General features: G+C 45.6%; 18 protein-coding genes. 3 read left to right on the top strand and 15 right to left on the bottom strand.

The window, feature by feature from the left end:
* Nucleotides 1–687 (top strand): transposase (locus ABD76_RS09590; RefSeq protein WP_197256362.1); only part of this gene is annotated, 687 nt, incomplete at its 5' end.
* Nucleotides 688–690: 3 nt separating this feature from the next.
* Here ABD76_RS09590 and ABD76_RS09585 read toward each other — a convergent pair.
* From ABD76_RS09585 to pdhA, 13 genes are all read right to left on the bottom strand, one after another.
* A complete protein-coding gene (locus ABD76_RS09585; RefSeq protein WP_197256360.1) occupies nucleotides 691–1,119 on the bottom strand; it encodes a hypothetical protein in 429 nt (142 codons plus the stop codon).
* A gap of 35 nt (nucleotides 1,120–1,154) precedes the next feature.
* A complete protein-coding gene (locus ABD76_RS09580) occupies nucleotides 1,155–1,844 on the bottom strand; it encodes a dTMP kinase (RefSeq protein ID WP_197256357.1) in 690 nt (229 codons plus the stop codon).
* Nucleotides 1,845–1,872: 28 nt separating this feature from the next.
* On the bottom strand, nucleotides 1,873–3,135 hold the full coding sequence (locus tag ABD76_RS09575; protein WP_197256355.1) for a radical SAM protein: 1,263 nt from the start codon (nucleotides 3,133–3,135) through the stop codon (nucleotides 1,873–1,875).
* A 76-nt stretch (nucleotides 3,136–3,211) separates the two neighbouring features.
* Nucleotides 3,212–3,475 (bottom strand): PqqD family protein, encoded by a 264-nt coding sequence (locus ABD76_RS09570; protein WP_197256353.1) that lies wholly within the window; start codon nucleotides 3,473–3,475, stop codon nucleotides 3,212–3,214.
* 1 nt (nucleotide 3,476) lies between these two features.
* Nucleotides 3,477–4,310 carry a hypothetical protein gene (locus tag ABD76_RS09565; RefSeq protein ID WP_197256351.1) on the bottom strand — a complete coding sequence of 278 codons (834 nt, stop codon included), beginning with the start codon at nucleotides 4,308–4,310 and terminating at the stop codon, nucleotides 3,477–3,479.
* 18 nt (nucleotides 4,311–4,328) lie between these two features.
* The gene (locus ABD76_RS09560) at nucleotides 4,329–5,120 is read right to left on the bottom strand and encodes an ABC transporter permease (RefSeq protein ID WP_197256349.1); all 792 of its coding nucleotides are present in this window, start codon (nucleotides 5,118–5,120) and stop codon (nucleotides 4,329–4,331) included.
* Nucleotide 5,121: 1 nt separating this feature from the next.
* On the bottom strand, nucleotides 5,122–5,907 hold the full coding sequence (locus tag ABD76_RS09555) for an ABC transporter permease (protein ID WP_197256347.1): 786 nt from the start codon (nucleotides 5,905–5,907) through the stop codon (nucleotides 5,122–5,124).
* A gap of 4 nt (nucleotides 5,908–5,911) precedes the next feature.
* Complete coding sequence (locus ABD76_RS09550) at nucleotides 5,912–6,886, bottom strand: ABC transporter ATP-binding protein (RefSeq protein ID WP_197256344.1); 975 nt, start codon at nucleotides 6,884–6,886, stop codon at nucleotides 5,912–5,914.
* Between the two features lie 6 nt (nucleotides 6,887–6,892).
* Nucleotides 6,893–7,687, bottom strand: coding sequence for a CPBP family intramembrane glutamic endopeptidase (locus ABD76_RS09545; protein WP_197256342.1), 795 nt, complete (start codon nucleotides 7,685–7,687; stop codon nucleotides 6,893–6,895).
* A 776-nt stretch (nucleotides 7,688–8,463) separates the two neighbouring features.
* Complete coding sequence (lpdA, locus tag ABD76_RS09540; RefSeq protein ID WP_197256340.1) at nucleotides 8,464–9,882, bottom strand: dihydrolipoyl dehydrogenase; 1,419 nt, start codon at nucleotides 9,880–9,882, stop codon at nucleotides 8,464–8,466.
* A 6-nt stretch (nucleotides 9,883–9,888) separates the two neighbouring features.
* The gene (locus ABD76_RS09535; protein ID WP_197256338.1) at nucleotides 9,889–11,154 is read right to left on the bottom strand and encodes a 2-oxo acid dehydrogenase subunit E2; all 1,266 of its coding nucleotides are present in this window, start codon (nucleotides 11,152–11,154) and stop codon (nucleotides 9,889–9,891) included.
* A gap of 35 nt (nucleotides 11,155–11,189) precedes the next feature.
* Complete coding sequence (locus ABD76_RS09530; RefSeq protein ID WP_197256336.1) at nucleotides 11,190–12,167, bottom strand: alpha-ketoacid dehydrogenase subunit beta; 978 nt, start codon at nucleotides 12,165–12,167, stop codon at nucleotides 11,190–11,192.
* 126 nt (nucleotides 12,168–12,293) lie between these two features.
* On the bottom strand, nucleotides 12,294–13,361 hold the full coding sequence (pdhA, locus tag ABD76_RS09525) for a pyruvate dehydrogenase (acetyl-transferring) E1 component subunit alpha (protein WP_168182900.1): 1,068 nt from the start codon (nucleotides 13,359–13,361) through the stop codon (nucleotides 12,294–12,296).
* A gap of 317 nt (nucleotides 13,362–13,678) precedes the next feature.
* Between pdhA and ABD76_RS09520 the strand changes: the two genes are divergently transcribed.
* Nucleotides 13,679–14,407, top strand: coding sequence for an alpha/beta hydrolase (locus ABD76_RS09520; RefSeq protein WP_197256334.1), 729 nt, complete (start codon nucleotides 13,679–13,681; stop codon nucleotides 14,405–14,407).
* Between the two features lie 66 nt (nucleotides 14,408–14,473).
* On the opposite strand, the gene ABD76_RS09515 is transcribed toward ABD76_RS09520, so the two are convergent.
* Nucleotides 14,474–14,971 (bottom strand): arsenate reductase/protein-tyrosine-phosphatase family protein, encoded by a 498-nt coding sequence (locus ABD76_RS09515; RefSeq protein ID WP_197256332.1) that lies wholly within the window; start codon nucleotides 14,969–14,971, stop codon nucleotides 14,474–14,476.
* A gap of 204 nt (nucleotides 14,972–15,175) precedes the next feature.
* Between ABD76_RS09515 and ABD76_RS09510 the strand changes: the two genes are divergently transcribed.
* Nucleotides 15,176–15,838 (top strand): thiamine diphosphokinase, encoded by a 663-nt coding sequence (locus ABD76_RS09510; protein WP_197256330.1) that lies wholly within the window; start codon nucleotides 15,176–15,178, stop codon nucleotides 15,836–15,838.
* A 138-nt stretch (nucleotides 15,839–15,976) separates the two neighbouring features.
* Here the strand turns inward: ABD76_RS09510 and chrA are convergent, their stop codons facing one another.
* Nucleotides 15,977–17,176: a chromate efflux transporter gene (chrA, locus tag ABD76_RS09505; RefSeq protein WP_197256328.1), complete on the bottom strand. Its 1,200-nt coding sequence runs from the start codon at nucleotides 17,174–17,176 to the stop codon at nucleotides 15,977–15,979.
* Nucleotides 17,177–17,281: the final 105 nt, after the last annotated feature.

The following is a 17,281-nucleotide window of genomic DNA, read 5'->3' as shown; positions in this document are numbered from 1 at the left end:
GGCGAAACGATGCTGGATCTGCTGCCGGGTAGGAAACTGGAGGAATTGCGTGCCTATGCCCAGGCGCATCCCGACTTCCTTCGGCTGAATCCCAAAGCAGTGGTCATGGATTTGGCCCAGGCTTACCATACCTGGATCAGCGAGTGTTTCCCGAATGCGATTCGCATCGCAGATCGCTTTCATGTCCACGGTTATGTAATCGAAAGCGTGCAAGAAGTTCGAAAAACGGTTCAGCATACCTTATCGCCGCGAGCGCGAGCGTATTTGAAAGCGAACCATCGTTTGCTGAATCCTCCAGCGGAATCGCTGAGTGAAGAAAGCAGAAAACGACTGGAAACGCTACTGAATTATTCTTCGCTTCTGCGCAGCGTGTGGGAGTGGAAAGAAGCCTTCACAACTTGGTATGACCGCTCGCCCAGCTATGCTGTTGCCCGACTCGGATTTGAGCGTTGGTGCGAGCAAGGCGATCAGATCGACCATGCAACGGTACGCAGCACGCTGGGGACGATGCGAAATTGGAAAGAGGAAATCGTGAATTATCATCAATGTCGCTGGACAAACGCGACCGTAGAAGGCCGTCATAATCGCATTAAAGCGTTTCAACGTCGCCATTACTTTATGCGAAATCCCAATCGTTATAAAGCAGGTATTCTTATCGAATGCAACCGTCACCGGTTGATATGCTGATAGTCAAGCACTGATTTTGAGATTGAGCCTTTTTTTCTCAATATTTAATTTTTGATACACTTCATCAAGGATGAATTTCTTCATATTTTCTAACTCTGACTTTATTGGGCCACAGATTGCAATTTCATTGTTCAACTCTTTACCATATATCCTCTTAAATTGGGTATTTTTCAAGTATGAATCGAGTTTTTTGTCAATCAGTTCAAAACAATCCAGTATTGTATTAGCATCACATAAATTCAACGGGAATTCTGGATTGCTTAAATCACAAAGCATTACTTCAGGATATCGTGAAACATACGTAATTTCCTGTATGCGACACCCATTCTCTATAGCATGGTGAACGTCGATAAGATTCTTAGTTTTTATGCCTCTCACTGTGCGATTACAATGAGCTTCGCTTCTCAGATTTACCACTAGCGCATCTTCCATTATATCACCACCAATCAAAGCGGGTAGGAATAACCCTAGCTTGGCATCATCGAATTCTGGTGACAGCGCTTAATTATTTCGTCAGTAATAAATTCTGCAACCTCTGACTCATTCAGCTTCTCCGACTCTACGTGAATCCAATTCTCTCCACATGCCAATTGCTTATATTGCTGGCTTACCTTTCCTTGAAACGAAATGAATCTGTCGTATGCAGAACCTGTGTAGGCATCAAATTCGCCTAATTCTGGTTTTTTGAATGAGTTTCTTCTTGACCAACAGGTTTCCGGACTTGTATCTAACCAAAATATGACATCGCCTTGTTCCAATTCCCGAAAAATATGATTGAGCAGCATTTTATTAAATTGCTCCTTAAGCAAAAACCTGGCATAGATTTTATAATACCAACCGTCCATGAGAATTACCTTGCCTTGCTTCTTAAGCGGTCGTATAATATGTTTATTTTGCAGCGTGTGCCATAAGGAATGCATGAAAAGCCAAGCCTCATCAGGTATTTCTGTCAATGGATCTCTATTATCATAGTCCCAAAAAATTTTTTTAAATTGTTTCATGAAGTTATTAATATAGTTTGAACCAGTGTGAAAATCTCTTTTGCTGAGTTTTATTGCATCGATCCCTTCTGCGTGTAGTCTGTCTACTACAGTCCCAATCGCCGTCGATTTCCCACTTGCATCAATTCCCTCTATTGGAATGAACAAACCTTGCAACTGTATCACTTCCTTAATTAATCTCGCATCAGGCACTCATGCTTTCGTTCACAATACTTGACCGACTGCTCATGTTACAGTAAATTGGTGTAAAATGATGCCTTTGATAAATCTCCAGAAGTCTTTCATTAAATGTGAAGATTTCTTGAAGCGACGGGATGGGAAGATACTGCGCTTTAGTTCCTCGTTTCGGTTGGAATATACTATAATCAGGAACCACTCCTAATTCGGCTAAATTTCTAACACCTTCAATAAGCGATTCAACGGGTTGCAGTCCTAATACAAAGTTGCTTCTTATATTACCAAAACCAAAGACACTCACTGCTTCCATGTATTTTTCAATTAGCAATGAATATTTCATTTTTCCAGGACAAATCTTTGTATAAGCTTCTTCTCCAGCAACTTCCATATTATATTGTACCCACTTGACACCAGCCTCCTGAATCTGGACAAGCTGACTAACATTATGATGAGGCGAAATATTTACATATGTATCAAATTTACGAATTGGAATTATTGCATTGATATTGAAAATAATATCCGATGTAAAATCCCATACATGTTTGTCATGTTTCATATTTCCTGCCATAAAAACTAAGTGTTTGTGAGGCGTAATCTTTTCATGCTCCAAGATGAACTGCAAAGTTTTCTTGATTCCTTCAATATAAACTTCCCTGCTGCTGTCCCACCATTTTTCCGCATCTCCCATAAAATCAGGTAAATGATTCAGAGTTGGCCTGGCTGACTGCCATTGTTCCCTTTTGGGATGTAAATCGCAAAAAGTACAAGGTTTGTGTGTGTTCCAATTCCAACAACCATCAAAAGTTAAAATTGATATTCGATCCATTCCTACTATTTCAATAAAATCACTCATTTTATAGGAATGATCCCTAATAGAAATGGTATTATCCATATATTTCAATTTCTCAACTAGTCTTATCTGAATTGGGGGTTCGAAGCCGGTCTCCTTTTCTCTCAGGAGAAAAATACCATCATCATAAATCAATTGGATTGGGGAATCCGGATTGTATCGCAACTTAACCAAGCTTACTTCTTTATCGTGCGAAATAATCACTTCTGAGGGGATTAAGCTTTTATCTTCAGAGATATCAAAAACCCTTTTCTTAATTGCAACGGGTTGAGTAATGCAGTATTTCGTTTTGAAATTAGATAAATTGGGTATATTGTTAAAAAGACTTCGCTCTGAGAAATCAACCCCATATACGATAAAGATCGCTTTCCACTTTGCTAAAAGCGGGATATCATAAAATCCTTGAAATTTACTTTTCATCATATTCCTCCCAACATTTATTAAGCAATATTAAAAAGCAGCCCATTCGGCGCTTTTCGATTCCAAAAACAACGGGTTAGACCTCTTTTATAGCATCAATTCCATGAAGAAAACATATAAAACTATTTGTATCTTTAATGGCAAGCGTTTTTTCACATTTGTATGTATCAACGATCAAATCAATGATTGAATCAACGCTCGTGCTCCCATCAAGATTTTCCCAAATAAGTACAGCAGTTTCATTCATTTTGAATGCTTTTCCATTCCCAAAGAGAACATTTTGCTTCGCAATATTTCTTAATCTGAAGTTCATATTTTGTTTATACAAGGTAACGCTCATTTTACAATCCTCCTATATTATTTCCTGCCAGTCTTATAATTCTATTTATAAAAAATATATAGTCTTCCACTAGATTGTTTAACTCGTTTTCGTTTCGTGCATTGCAGAAGAAATATATTTTATTGAATTTATTAATGATGTCTGCAGCTTCTCTGTTTTTTTCAGCGATGAATTTAAGGTTAATGTAGGCCCATTTTTCTCTATCGAGAGAATGATTGTGACTAAATACATATGCGCAAAGCGCCTTGATAAGTGTATTTTTTGCGATAATTAAAGAAGCTGCATACTCTCCCTTTTCAAAGTTTCCAATTATATCATCATATGCATTATCAACTAGATTTACGTACCACCTTGTCATCAGTCTATAGTAATTCTTCAGATTTACTTTATTCTTGTAGCTATTGTATAGATCATGGTTGTAAATCGCTGTACTCGTAATAAACCGGTGTAAAAATGATGTTATACTATTAAAATCTCCCCCTCTAACATTAAGCTGGTGTAACGATCTTTTGTTCGTATCATTAAAATCTATGGATTCCAATTGGTCCAGCAATTCTTCAACAACGTACAAAGACCAATATTCGATATCACAATCAATCCCATCAATTCGAGCAAAACTAATCATGAAGTAATTATTGTCATATTCAATACTTTGTTCACCCTTTAGAGAATCAATACTTTCAGTAACAACAAATAAATCTAAATCTGATTTATTGTTCCCTATTCCTTGTATGAGAGATCCACTGGCAAAAACAAAATCGTTATTGGTATACTTAATATTTTTTAAAATCTCATCTTTTGGAAGACTCTTTGACATTGGAATTAATTCAAGCATAGTTATAGGTGCCTCCCTTTAAAATACATCTAAAGAAGCGGACTTTCTTGCTATCCTTTCGAACAACTTCAGCGAAATATAACCAATAATTAAATAGCAAAAACCAATAAAAAACTCGATAAGAAGCAATTCAACGATTTTTGAACTTATTTGTCCGTCTATGATAAGTTTTGAGGCCTCAATTCCTCTAGTAATAGGAAGAAAATATGGAACTTCTGACAGTAAAACAGGCAAACTGGATATAGGAATTATCGCGCCAGTGAAGATCATCAGTGTAAAAAATATTGTATTCATTATAAGATTAAGATCACGAGCCACCAGACCGATACTACCCAAAAACAAGCCCATTCCCATGGACGAAAACATCGTAACTAAAATAGACAGGATTAGCATCAAAAAATTTGTATTGCTGAAGTCCAATCCAAAGAAGATGAAGCCAATTGTTAATCCGATGAGTACGGTTATTGAGGCATCAAAAACATGTATAAATGCTCTTCCGATAAAAATCAAAAAGTTATTTGTCGTAGAAGCAATGACTAGCTTTAAAGTTCCAAAATGCCGTTCGCTAACCATGACCATTCCGACACCAAACAAAGAATTATAAACACTGAGCAGAAAAGCATTACCTATAACCCAAGGTGTGACATCACTTGCATTGTAAGCAAATCTAGCCAATAAAGTAAAAAATATGAGTTGCATGATTGGGTTTACGACTTTAACCGTTAAATAAACTTTCGGATCTAAAAAACCAAAAAGCGCTTTATACGAAAGAACCGATTGTCTAAAGAATCTTACTAAAATATTATCCATCTCAATAAACTCCCAGGTTTCCTTTTATTCTGGTATTTCTATCAATTGATTTGAACAGTATTTGGACGAGTACCAAATAAAATATGGTCAGTAATAATAACATTAGCAAGTCAATCGAAAATTGTTCATAATCATTTATGCCAACCATGCTTCCTCTAAGTGTCTTGACAGCCCATGTTGGAGAAAGAAATCCAGAAAGAAATTGTACAGCTTCCGGTAACAAGGAAACAGGAAATGTGATGCCACATAAAATATAAATGGGGTACTCCATGCAGTTCATCAACATCCTGGAGTTCCTTGATAAGGTAAATAAAAGCGCCAATAGCAATGATATAGCTGTGAACGAAATTATCGTTAATAGAAATGAAACGAGAAATAGCCCTACATTATTGATGGAGACTTTTACTTGAAAAATAACATTTATACAGATGTAACTAATAAGCATTGATGATAATCCTAACACTACATTTCCAAGAACCTTTCCAAGAAAAATAACTCGAAAATCGCTGGGGGTGACATAAAGAGATTCTAATGTGCCCATAAATCGTTCTCTCTCAATATCCCCGGACGAAGAAAATATTATGGAGCTCCAAAGATTTAAAATACCTGTTCCAACAATGATGTATTCTCCAATGTTGATGGTTTCAGAATTTCGGAACATCAAGTAAAGCAAAAGAGAATAAAGCATCGGTTGCAACAATACAATGAATTTAAAGGTAGGTCGGGCAAAAGATAGTTTCATATGCACTGTTAAACTAGAAAAGATGACGCGAATAATCTTAACCATTGCTTCAACCACCTACGTATTTAACATATACATCTTCTAGAGTAGTTTCTCTTGTGATCATATTTAATATTTTATCTTCTTCGAACAACTTAATGATTTCACCCATAACTTTATATGGTTCTCTACATTGAATTTCAATTATCTCTGCCTGTTCTGAAGCTTTAGTCGTTACATGCGAGACATTAGATATGTTTTTAAGAATCTCAATTTTTTCTTTTAAAAGAATTTCCACAGTAACCTCAATAACGGCCAACGATTCCATCGTTTTTTTCAAGTTCTGCGGAGTATCCAGAGTTATGAGACGTCCTTTGTTAATAATTGCAATGCGATCGCATAATTCGTCTGCTTCATACATGTAATGTGTGGTTATCACAACTGTTTTCCCTAATCCGGCTAAATTCCGGATAATTTCTCTTAACTCCCTTGCTCCTACTGGATCTAAGCCTATAGATGGTTCATCCAAAAATAAAATATCAGGGTCATTTACTAGCCCCCTTGCAATTTGCAGCCTTTGCTTCATCCCTTTAGAATATGTTTCAACTCTTTCATCCGCCCTGTCAGATAGATTAACGAGTTCAAGCAGCGCTGGTATTCTTTTATTTCTAGTCTTTTTATCGATTTTATAAAGATCCGAAAAATATTCCAGATTTTCTCTTCCGGTAATTCTCCAATAAAGATTACGCTCCCCGCCGTATACAAAATTGATATGCGGCCTTAAAAACTTCTCTTCACCAAACGAATGAAACCCTAATACCTTGGCTTCCCCGGATGTTGGGGCCAATAAAGTCGTTAAAATCTTGATTGTTGTTGTTTTTCCAGCACCATTAGGGCCTAAAAGACCGAATATTTCACCTTTTTTTACATGAAATGAGATTGAATCCACGGCCCTTATTATTTTTTTGGATCTTTTAAGGAAGAAACCATGGGTTGAAGAAAAATCTCTTACTAAGTTTTTCACTTCAATTACTTTGTCATCCATTTAGACTTACTCCTGGTTATAATTTTGGGGTTCCAAAGAAACAATGAACAATTTTCTTATATTTTGAATGATTTGAGGAGAGTTATATGTTAAATGAGCCACTATTGATGGAATTATCGATCCTGAGAAAATAAACAATAAAGCCGATATTAGCCCAAAAAGGAGTTGTACAGCGATGTCGAAATTACTAAAACCATCGGCCCATTTTGTGCCAAGATGGGCGAGCATAAACAATAAAGAACTAAGTATGATATTTAAAATAATGATTGGGAGGAAACTCGTCTCAAACAAAGAAAGAAAAAAATACCTAAAAAACAGCTCTTCTGCTATTGCTCCTCCTACCACAGTATAAATACCCATTATGTAATAAAACTTCCCTTGACTACATGTCATAACTAAATAGTCATAAGATAACGCTATCCGCCAATTACTTATATTGGGGGCAACAAACAAAAAACCTATAATTAACCCGAGTAAAGTCCAAATTATAGTGCTGAGTGAAAATGTAAATTTTATATTTCCAATTACGGGTATTAAATAAGGGATAATATAGAGAGACCTTCTAACAATGGTACTGATGTGATGATATTTTTCGGAATAGAGCCTTTTTGCATTTCCCACACACAGCAAAGATACAATCCAATAAATCAAAAAATATAAATAACTTATATCCAGAAAGTAGCCTAATATTGCAAGAAATAATGAACTAGACCATAATGCATTTTCATTTTTACTCATGCTTTGACTCATATTTACACCTTTCCTGCAGCATAAAAAGATAGTGTGACGGAATTTAACCATCACACATATCTCCCTCTTTCTCATTCTTAATAAGGAAGTGACTCAACAGCTAAAGCAGCAGGCAACTTGATTTCAACAGCCTTTGGAGCTACATACTTCATATTAACACCTCCTCAATACATGTTCTTGAAGGCAATTTGAGTCTTTTCCAGTCCTTTTGTATAAATATCATGCCTTCACAACTTTACATTTCTCATATACTAACAATAAAATTGGACTGGACTTTTGTTTTTTTCAATTTTAGGATACAAATGCCAAGAAAAGTAGTTCTGTATTCGGCCATCCTAACATGAAATGTTCTCTGAGAAGTAAAATTCAGATGGGGTTATAAACGTGGAAGTGCTTGTTTGGCCGACCTGAGGAGTAGAAGTAAAACGTTCTTTATCGCTTCAACAAATATGAAATGTACTCAGTTCGAGGAACTTGTCAAAGCGAATGAAGATTCCGGCAATTGCTTTTTTTGCTACTAAGGTTAGAAACTCAAATTAAGTTGGTATTTTTTTCTATTTAATGTTGGTTGATGTATGTAAACTGTTTGACTTCATTATATGGAGATACATATGTAAAAGTCAACCATATATATGGATTTACTTTTTTGTTCAAACACATTTCTTGATCATTGGTGAATATTTATAAGAAGTTCGCAAAAAAATCCCCCGCAGCATCGCGCTGCGAGGGCAAAAAGCAAATTCATATCGAATAGAACCGTAACAGAAAGAATACAGAACGCTCCTGGAGCAGGAGTACTGCATGATTAAAACATGAAAACGTCACTCTTACTTCGCTACTGTATGGATCGGATGTCCAAGCACGACTTCCGCTGCTTCCATCACGATTTCGCCAAGCGTTGGGTGAGCATGGATCGTCAGCGCCAGGTCTTCCAGCGTTGCCGCCATTTCTACCGCCAAGCCCATTTCCGCGATCAGGTTGGACGCTTCCGCGCCGACGATTTGGGAACCGAGCACGACGCCGGTTTCCGCGTCAGCCACAATCTTGACGAAGCCTTCCGCGTTGCCGCCGAGGGACAGCGCGCGTCCGTTGGCCGCATAAGGGAACTTGCCGGCTTTGACGTTGTGGCCTTTTTCCTTCGCTTCCGCTTCAGACAAGCCTACGCTTGCGCACTCCGGATCGGTGAAGCATACGGCCGGGATGCACTTGTAGTCGACAACGCTAGGCATGCCCGCGATGGCTTCCGCCGCAACCTTGCCTTCGTAAGAAGCTTTATGCGCCAGAGCTGGACCGGCAACGATATCGCCAATGGCGAAGATGTGAGGAATGCTGGTGCGTCCTTGGTGATCGACTTCCACCAGGCCGCGGTCGGTCATTTTGACGCCGATCATATCGAGGCCAAGCTCGCCATCGGTGTTCGGACGGCGGCCAACCGTTACGAGCAGGTATTCTGCAGTAACTTCTTTGGTTTCGCCTTTGACCGTGAATTTGACGGTAACGTCTTTATCGGTTTGCGTAGCGCTCTCCGCTTTCGCGCCCGTGAAGATTTCCACGTTGGATTTCTTCATGTTTTTCGCGACAAGCTGCGTCATATCTTTATCGAAGCCTGGCAGCACCATGTCCGCGCCCTCGATAATCGTGACTTTCGTGCCGAACTTGGAGTACATTTGGCCGAGCTCCGCGCCGATGTAACCGCCGCCGATGACGATCATCGACTTCGGAATTTCTTGCAGCTCCAGAGCTTCCGTCGAGGACAAAATGCGTCCGCCGAACGGGAATGCCTTCAATTCGATTGGACGGGAGCCCGTTGCGATGATGCAGTTCTTGAATTTGTAGCGAGGCGCTTCTTGATCGTTGAATACGCGCGCTTCATTTTCGTTGATGAACATGCACTCGCCGTTGAATACTTGAACTTTATTAGCTTTCAGCAGCGCGCCAACCCCGCCGGTCAGCTTTTTCACGACGCCGCCCTTGAATTCTTGAACTTTTTTGAAGTCGACTTTTACATTTTCAGCCGTGATGCCGATGGCGGAAGCATGCTGAGTCACTTCATATTGATGCGCTGCGCTGATCAATGCCTTGGAAGGAATACAGCCGCGGTTCAGACATACGCCGCCGACAGCCGATTTATCTACGATAAGCACGCTTTGACCGAGCTGGGCAGCGCGAATCGCTGCCACATAACCGCCCGGGCCTGCTCCAATAACCAGAGTATCAATGTTCAAAGATGCGTCTCCTACTACCATGTCCGGTTACACCTCCATGACAAGCAGCTCTGGATTAGCAAGCAGCTGCTTGATATAGTTCATAAAGTTTTGTGCCGTTGCGCCGTCGATGAGACGGTGGTCGAAGCTGAGAGACAATGCCATTACTGGCGCTGCCACGATTTCGCCGTTCTTCACGACTGGTTTTTCCGTAATGCGGCCGGTACCCAAAATCGCAACTTCCGGGAAGTTGATGATTGGAGTGAAGAACATGCCGCCTGCGGATCCGATGTTCGTAATCGTGATCGTGCTGCCTTTCAATTCGTTCGGGCCGAGCTTGCCTTCGCGTCCGCGGGCAGCCAGATCCTTGATGCTGTCGGCGATCATCCAGATGCTGCGGCGATCCGCATCATTGATAACCGGAACGATCAGACCGTTGTCTGTGTCGGTTGCGATACCGATGTTGTAGTACTTTTTGTACACGATCTCGTTGTTCGCTTCGTCGATCATCGCGTTCATGGCCGGGAATTGACGGCAAGCCGCAACGAGCGCTTTGACGATGAACGGAAGGTAGGTTACTTTCGTGCCTTTCTTCTCCATCATCGGCTTCAAGCGGGTACGGAATGCAACCAGCTCCGTAACGTCCACTTCGTCCATGATCGTAACATGCGGCGCCGTGTAAGCCGATTTGACCATCGCATTAGAGATGGCTTTGCGGATGCCCTTGAACGGCACGCGCTCTTCTTCGGCTTCGCGGCCGGTAGCTGCTGGAGCGGCAGGCGCTGCTTTCGCTTCGGCAGCGGCTTGTGGCGCTTCTGCCTTCGCGGCAGGCGCTCCGCCGTTGGCGAATGCTTCCACATCTTCGCGCGTAACTTTGCCGTTTTTGCCGGTTGGAGGCACTTCGCCGATGTTCACGCCCAATTCGCGCGCCAGCTTGCGCACGCTTGGCGTAGCCAGCACTTCGTGGTTAGGCGCCGCAGCCGTGCCTTCCGCTTTTGGAGCTTCCGCTGCAGGTGCTGCTGCAGGTTCTTCTTTCGCCTCTTCGGCCGGCTCCGCTTGTTCCGGAATATCCCCTTCTGCGTCGATGATAGCCACGACTTCGCCCATATGGCATACTTGGCCATCCTTCGCCAGCACTTCCAGCACCGTACCGTTTACCGGACAAGGCACTTCAACGACGGCTTTATCGTTCTGTACTTCCATGATGATGTCGTCATCGGTGACTTTGTCACCCGGTTTGATGTGCATTTTAATAATTTCGCCTTCATGCAGCCCTTCCCCCAGCTCTGGGAAGCGATATTCAAATTTAGCCACAAGAACAACCTCCTTCAAATCTGTTCGGTTCTAACTTAGAAGTCCAATACTTTTTTGACGCCAGCTACGATGCGGGCCGGTGTTGGCAGCCAAGTGTCCTCGATTTGGGCAAACGGATATACCGTGTCCGGACCGGTTACGCGCAGCACTGGCGCTTCCAGATGAAGAATCGCCTTTTCATTGATTTGGGCAATGACCTCTGCAGCGACGCCGGAAGTTTTTTGCGCCTCTTGAACGACGATGGCGCGGTTCGTCTTCTTGATCGAAGCTACGATTGTATCGATATCCAACGGAATCAGCGTACGCAGGTCGATGACTTCCGCTTGAATGCCTTCCTTCTCCAGTTCAGCCGCCGCTTTCATCGCCGTATGAACCATCAAGCCGTAAGCGATGATCGTAACGTCCTTGCCTTCGCGGACAACCTTCGCTTCGCCGAGCGGAACCGTGTAATCTTCTTCAGGCACCTCTTCGCGATAAGCATGGTAGAGATTCAAGTGTTCCATGAAGAATACAGGGTCGTTGTCGCGAATCGCGGAGATAAGCAATCCTTTCGCATCATATGGATTCGAAGGAATGACCACTTTAATGCCAGGTGTTTGCACGAGCAAGCCTTCCAGCGAGTCCGTATGCAGTTCAGCCGCTTTTACCCCGCCGCCGAACGGCGTACGGAATACGATTGGCGCGTTGTAGCGTCCGCCGGAGCGGTAGCGCATGCGCGCCGCTTGAACGCAGATTTGGTCAAGAGCTTCATAGATGAAGCCGACGAACTGAATTTCCGCGATAGGGCGGAAGCCTTGGATGCCGAGACCGACAGCCATCCCGCCGATTGCGGACTCTGCCAGCGGCGTATCGAAGACACGCTCGTCGCCAAACTCTTTTTGCAGACCTTCCGTTGCACGGAACACGCCGCCGACATGGCCGACGTCTTCCCCAAATACCAACACGTTCGGATCCCGCTTCAATTCTACGCGCATTGCGTCGCGAATTGCTTCTTTCATATTCATTTGTGCCATTGCATCGTATCCTCCTTACGTTATCACACTGCCTGATTCGGTCTGGTTCGCATGGTCATGCGCTACTGACTTCTATCGATATCCGGATGTCTTGTCTGCTTATCCGGTTCAATGTCGTTCTGCTATTTATTGAAAATCGGCTTTTTGCTCTTCCAAATATTTCGGTGTCGTCTCGAACATGCTGTCGATCAGACCGGCAACCGTCATTTTTTCCGTTTTTTCCGCACGCTTGATTTCTTCGTTCACTTTCGCTTTCGCTTCGTCTTTTACGCGGGCTGTATCTTCTTCTGTCCACAGGCCCTTTTTCTCCAAATACTTGCCGAAGCGTACGATCGGATCTTTGATTGCCCATTCCGCTTCTTCGTCTTTCGTGCGGTATTTGGTTGTGTCGTCAGCCATGGAGTGAGGACGGAAGCGGTAAGTCAGCGACTCGATCAGCGTTGCGCCTTCTCCCTTGCGTCCGCGTTCTGCCGCGATTTGAACTGCCTTGATTACCGCGAGCACGTCCATGCCGTCAACCTGCATGCCGTGAATGCCTGCGGCTACCGCTTTATGAGCGATCGATTTCGCTGCCGTTTGCTTCGTGAACGGCGTCGTAATTGCATAACCGTTATTCTGTACGAAGAAAATAACCGGCAGGTTGTATGCGCCAGCGAAGTTAAGGCCTTCATAGAAGTCGCCCTCGGAAGATCCGCCGTCGCCGGTGTAAGTAATCGCTACGTTCGGTTGTTTTTTCAGCTTGAAGCCTTTTGCAATCCCCATCGCGTGCAGGATTTGCGCGCCGATGATGATTTGCGGCATCAATACGTTGACGCCTTCCGGAATTTGTCCGCCATGCTGATGTCCGCGGGAATAGAGGAATGCTTGGTACAATGGCAATCCATGCCATACGATTTGCGGCATGTCGCGGTACGCCGGCACAACGAAGTCTTCCTTCTCAAGCGGGTACACGCTGCCTACCATGGAAGCTTCCTGACCGGATACCGGCGCATAGAAGCCGAGGCGGCCTTGGCGGCCCAAGTTGATGGCACGCTCGTCCCATGTCCGCGTGAACACCATGCGGTACATGATTTCCTTCAATTGTTCGTCGGTAAGCTCCGGCATAAGATCCGGGTTCACGATTTCTCCTTCTGGAGACAAGACGGACAATGGCTGAACATCTTCCGTCTGAACTTCAAATGGATACTTGCTCATTGTTTTCACCTCAATAAAAGTTTGAAGATTTTGTTTAGCTGTTATAGAATGATTATACACCTGTTTTACTCAATTGGTCAAAAGAAAACGCGAAAAAAGTGAACATTTTGTTATGGTGTTGTTATAACAGGTCTTATTTTTCACTATAACAGACTGTTACAAAATTGTGAACTCAAGCACAAGGCGGTCCTTTGCCTTAGGGACGTGACGTCTATTTCCTCAGCGAGCGGATCGCTGTATTTCTATTCGTACATTTTGGCCAATCAGAGCTATTATTCACCAATAAAAGCTAAATTTTGCACAAGGCGGTGTTAACGATGTCCGATTCATCCATTCTCAAACGCACGATCCACAAGCATGTCATCCCAAGCAGCCTGCTGAGCGCCGATCGCCATGTTCGCGTGTACCTGCCGCCAGGCTACCAGGAGATGCTGAGCTATCCGGTCGTCTACTGTCAGGATGGCGAAGATTTCTTCAACTTCGGCCGCATCGCGACCTATGCGAACAAACTCATTATTGAAGAGGACATGGAGCCTTTCATTATCGTCGGCGTAGACGTGGACAAAAAAATACGTACATCTGAATATTCCCCGGACGGAGAACGTTTTGAATCATATACCCGTGCGTTCGTCGAAGAAATTGTTCCCTTCATCGAGCAGCATTATCCGGTACGGACCGATTGGACCGAGACCGTCTTGGCGGGCGACTCGCTGGGCGGAACGGTCTCCCTACATCTGGCGCTTCGCCATCCGGAACGCTTCCGTCAGGTCATCTCGCTGTCGGGTGCGTACTATCCCTATTCGCAGGAGTTGATTGCCCGAGAGTCGGACCTGTCCTGGCTGCATTTGTTCATGATCGTCGGATTGCAGGAGACCGCTTTCAAGACGGATCGGGGCGTGTTCGACTTTGTTGCCTTGAACCGGTCGGCGAAGCAGCTTCTGGAGGACAGAGGCGCCCATATCCAGTACAGCGAGCATGACGGCCAGCATCAGTGGGGCTTCTGGCAGCAGCATATCCCGGATGCGCTCCGCTTTTTCCTCGAATAGCCCCCTTGGCGTGTATCGTTAAAAAAGAACACCTAAAAAAGTAGTGGCATACAGAACGGTATGTCACTACTTTTGTGTCGATTGGCCATGATCCAGACCCTGCTCCTGAACGATCTTGTCCAGCAGCCGGACGCAGCCCGCCTGAATCAGCCGGTATACTTCATCAAAATTCCCGGTATAGTACGGATCAGGCACATCTTCAGCCTGTTCCTCCGGGAGCAGCGTCATAAAGCGCATCACTTGCGCCTGTCTTGCTTCGGCCCCTTCCCAAGCCAATATATTCTGTTCATTGCTTCTGTCCATGCATACAATATATGTAAACTCATTGAAATCATCAGGTCTTACTTGTCTGCCCAGCATGCCTTCATATGAAACGCGGCGCTCATCCAGTATCGCTCGCGTGCCTTGGTGAGGCGGCTGGCCGATATGCCAATCTCCCGTACCTGCGGAATCGACGGCAATCGCGTGCTCCAGACCCGCTCGCTTCACCTCATGTCGAAATAGCGCCTCTGCCATCGGTGAACGGCAAATGTTGCCGAGACAGACGAACAATACGTTCACCACTGCGGTGCACCTCCTTTCAGCTTCGGTTGGGTTAGGGCTCTTCACCTGTAAATATACCTATCTCGACAACAAATAACAAGCCCGGGTTCCAGGAAGTCCGTTAGGGATTGGTCTCACGGCGACAATCGGATATACTTAGAACGCACACATTATCTATCATTCGGGACTTTCAGCGCTGGAAAGTCTTATAAAGGAAGGATAACCATGTACATAGCTCCCCCTGTTCCCCACCCTCGGCATGTCGTTATTTGCGCCGGCGGGATCCTCTATGCCTCCCTGCTCTCCGTATGTAATGAGGCGGATGTCGTGATCGGCGCAGATCGGGGCGCATTGACTTTGGCCAATCATGGAATCTGTCCGGACGTGGCGATCGGGGATTTCGATTCCGTCACAGAGGACGAACGGGACCGGATACGAAGCTGCAGCAAACATTATCTAAATTTCGACGCAATCGACAAAGATTATACCGATACCGAACTGGCCTTCCATACGGCAATCGCGTGGAAACCCGCCCAGATTACGCTGCTGGGCGCAACCGGCACCAGACTGGATCATACGCTCGGCAATATCCATCTGCTGCGGGTCGGACTAGACCAGGGCATACCATGCCAAATTATCGATGGTCACAATATTATCCGGCTCACCAATTCCAAGTTGACTCTCCCCCGGCAGCCCTACCCTTATATATCGCTGCTCCCGCTCAGCATGACGGTCACCGGCATTACGCTCAAAGGCTTCGCTTATCCTCTAACAGATGCCACGCTGCATATCGGGCAATCGCTCGCGATAAGCAACCAATTCGCCGAGGAGGAAGGAACCATCACGATTCGGGACGGTTATCTGCTCGTCATCTGCAGCCGCGACTAAGCGGGAGCCACCCGGGTCCCGTCGTGACGTCTCTCTCTGCCAAAGGAGATAACCGTCCCTTCGCAAGCCGACACAGGGACGGCAGCCGGTCTGGAAAATCAGGCCGCTGCCTTCCCTTGCTTTTCGTTTATGGCACGCTTATAGCAATACCGCGCCGCATAAGGCCGAGACGAGCACGACCGACCAAGGCGGGAGCTTCCATGCCATCAGCAGCAGGGAGCCGATCAGAACAATGACAAAGTGGGCGGGCCCCTGCACGGAAGTCGTCCATACCGGCTGATACAGCGCAGCCAGCAGAAGCCCGACCACGGCGGCATTGATCCCGCCAAGGGCGGCTCTTATCCCGCTCCAGGTCCGCAGCCGCTCGGCGAAGGGCAGCGCCGCAGCGATAAGCAAATATCCCGGCAGGAAGATGAAGACGAGCCCCACGATGCCATAGACCGTACCTAGCCATCCCGGCGCCAGCGACGCGCCGACAAAGCCCGCGAAGGTGAACAGCGGGCCGGGAACGGCCTGCGCAGCTCCATATCCTGCCAGCAAGGCGGACTCTCCCATGATGCCTCCCCCGCTCAACTCCTCCGCCAACAGCGGAAGCATCACATGACCGCCCCCGAACACGAGCGAGCCGGTTCGGAACATCATGTCCGCCAGCTTGGTAGCCGGTCCGGGCAGCGCCCCCGCAAGCCACGGAAGCAGGACGCAGCCGGCTCCGAACAGGAGCAGCATCGCCATCGAGAAGCGAACCGGCAGCGGCGCTTCCGGCGCTGCCCCCCTTCCCGGAGGCTCCGTCTCTGAATGGGGAGGCTTGCGCAGGAGCAGCCAGCCGGCGGCCGCGGACAGCCCGATTATCGCGATCTGGACATAGGCGCCAGGTATCGTTACTGCCCCCGCGGCCGCGGCCGCCGCAATCGTCTTGCGCAGCGGATCCGGCGTAAGCTGGGCCGACATGCCGCGCAAGGCGTGAATAATGACCGGAATCGCCACCAGCTTCAGCCCCTGCAGCCAGCCGGGAACCTGCTCTGGCAGCCAGCCGATCCCGAAGGCGAATAAAATCAAGAGACAAGCCGATGGCAGCGTGAATCCGGCCCAAGCCGCAATCCCGCCCAGCCATCCGGCTCGCTTCATCCCTATCGCCATGCCCAATTGGCTGCTCGAAGGGCCGGGCAGAAGCTGGCTCAAGGCGTTCATATCCGCGAACTCCTCATCACGAACCCATCGCAGCTTAGCGACATACGTATCCCGAAAATAACCGATATGCGCGGCGGGACCTCCGAACGAGGTGAGCCCTAATTTTAAAGCCGTCCAAAATACTTCCCATAGCCGTCCGTGACTTGACATCGCTGCCTCCTGAAGATTGACATGGTAGGCTGCCGCAGGATTCGAGAAGGCGAATCCTGCGGCAGCGAGACCGATCTCTGTCTGACTCCTTATTGATATCACGCA

The organism is Paenibacillus dendritiformis, from assembly GCF_015845845.1.
Taxonomy (GTDB): Bacteria; Bacillota; Bacilli; order Paenibacillales; family Paenibacillaceae; genus Paenibacillus_B; species Paenibacillus_B dendritiformis_C.
Note: the sequence above shows the minus strand (reverse complement) of the source record. Positions and strands in the feature narration are given on the sequence as shown.

Excerpts from the sequence above, each read along its gene's own strand:
- chrA (WP_197256328.1), bottom strand. The coding sequence starts at position 17,176 with ATGTCAAGTCACGGACGGCTATGGGAAGTATTTTGGACGGCTTTAAAA.
- ABD76_RS09585 (WP_197256360.1), bottom strand. The coding sequence starts at position 1,119 with ATGGAAGATGCGCTAGTGGTAAATCTGAGAAGCGAAGCTCATTGTAAT.
- pdhA (WP_168182900.1), bottom strand. The coding sequence starts at position 13,361 with ATGAGCAAGTATCCATTTGAAGTTCAGACGGAAGATGTTCAGCCATTG.
- ABD76_RS09575 (WP_197256355.1), bottom strand. The coding sequence starts at position 3,135 with ATGAAAAGTAAATTTCAAGGATTTTATGATATCCCGCTTTTAGCAAAG.
- ABD76_RS09550 (WP_197256344.1), bottom strand. The coding sequence starts at position 6,886 with ATGGATGACAAAGTAATTGAAGTGAAAAACTTAGTAAGAGATTTTTCT.
- ABD76_RS09545 (WP_197256342.1), bottom strand. The coding sequence starts at position 7,687 with ATGGTTAAATTCCGTCACACTATCTTTTTATGCTGCAGGAAAGGTGTA.
- ABD76_RS09520 (WP_197256334.1), top strand. The coding sequence starts at position 13,679 with ATGTCCGATTCATCCATTCTCAAACGCACGATCCACAAGCATGTCATC.
- ABD76_RS09510 (WP_197256330.1), top strand. The coding sequence starts at position 15,176 with ATGTACATAGCTCCCCCTGTTCCCCACCCTCGGCATGTCGTTATTTGC.
- ABD76_RS09570 (WP_197256353.1), bottom strand. The coding sequence starts at position 3,475 with ATGAGCGTTACCTTGTATAAACAAAATATGAACTTCAGATTAAGAAAT.
- ABD76_RS09560 (WP_197256349.1), bottom strand. The coding sequence starts at position 5,120 with ATGGATAATATTTTAGTAAGATTCTTTAGACAATCGGTTCTTTCGTAT.
- ABD76_RS09530 (WP_197256336.1), bottom strand. The coding sequence starts at position 12,167 with ATGGCACAAATGAATATGAAAGAAGCAATTCGCGACGCAATGCGCGTA.
- lpdA (WP_197256340.1), bottom strand. The coding sequence starts at position 9,882 with ATGGTAGTAGGAGACGCATCTTTGAACATTGATACTCTGGTTATTGGA.
- ABD76_RS09555 (WP_197256347.1), bottom strand. The coding sequence starts at position 5,907 with ATGGTTAAGATTATTCGCGTCATCTTTTCTAGTTTAACAGTGCATATG.
- ABD76_RS09565 (WP_197256351.1), bottom strand. The coding sequence starts at position 4,310 with ATGCTTGAATTAATTCCAATGTCAAAGAGTCTTCCAAAAGATGAGATT.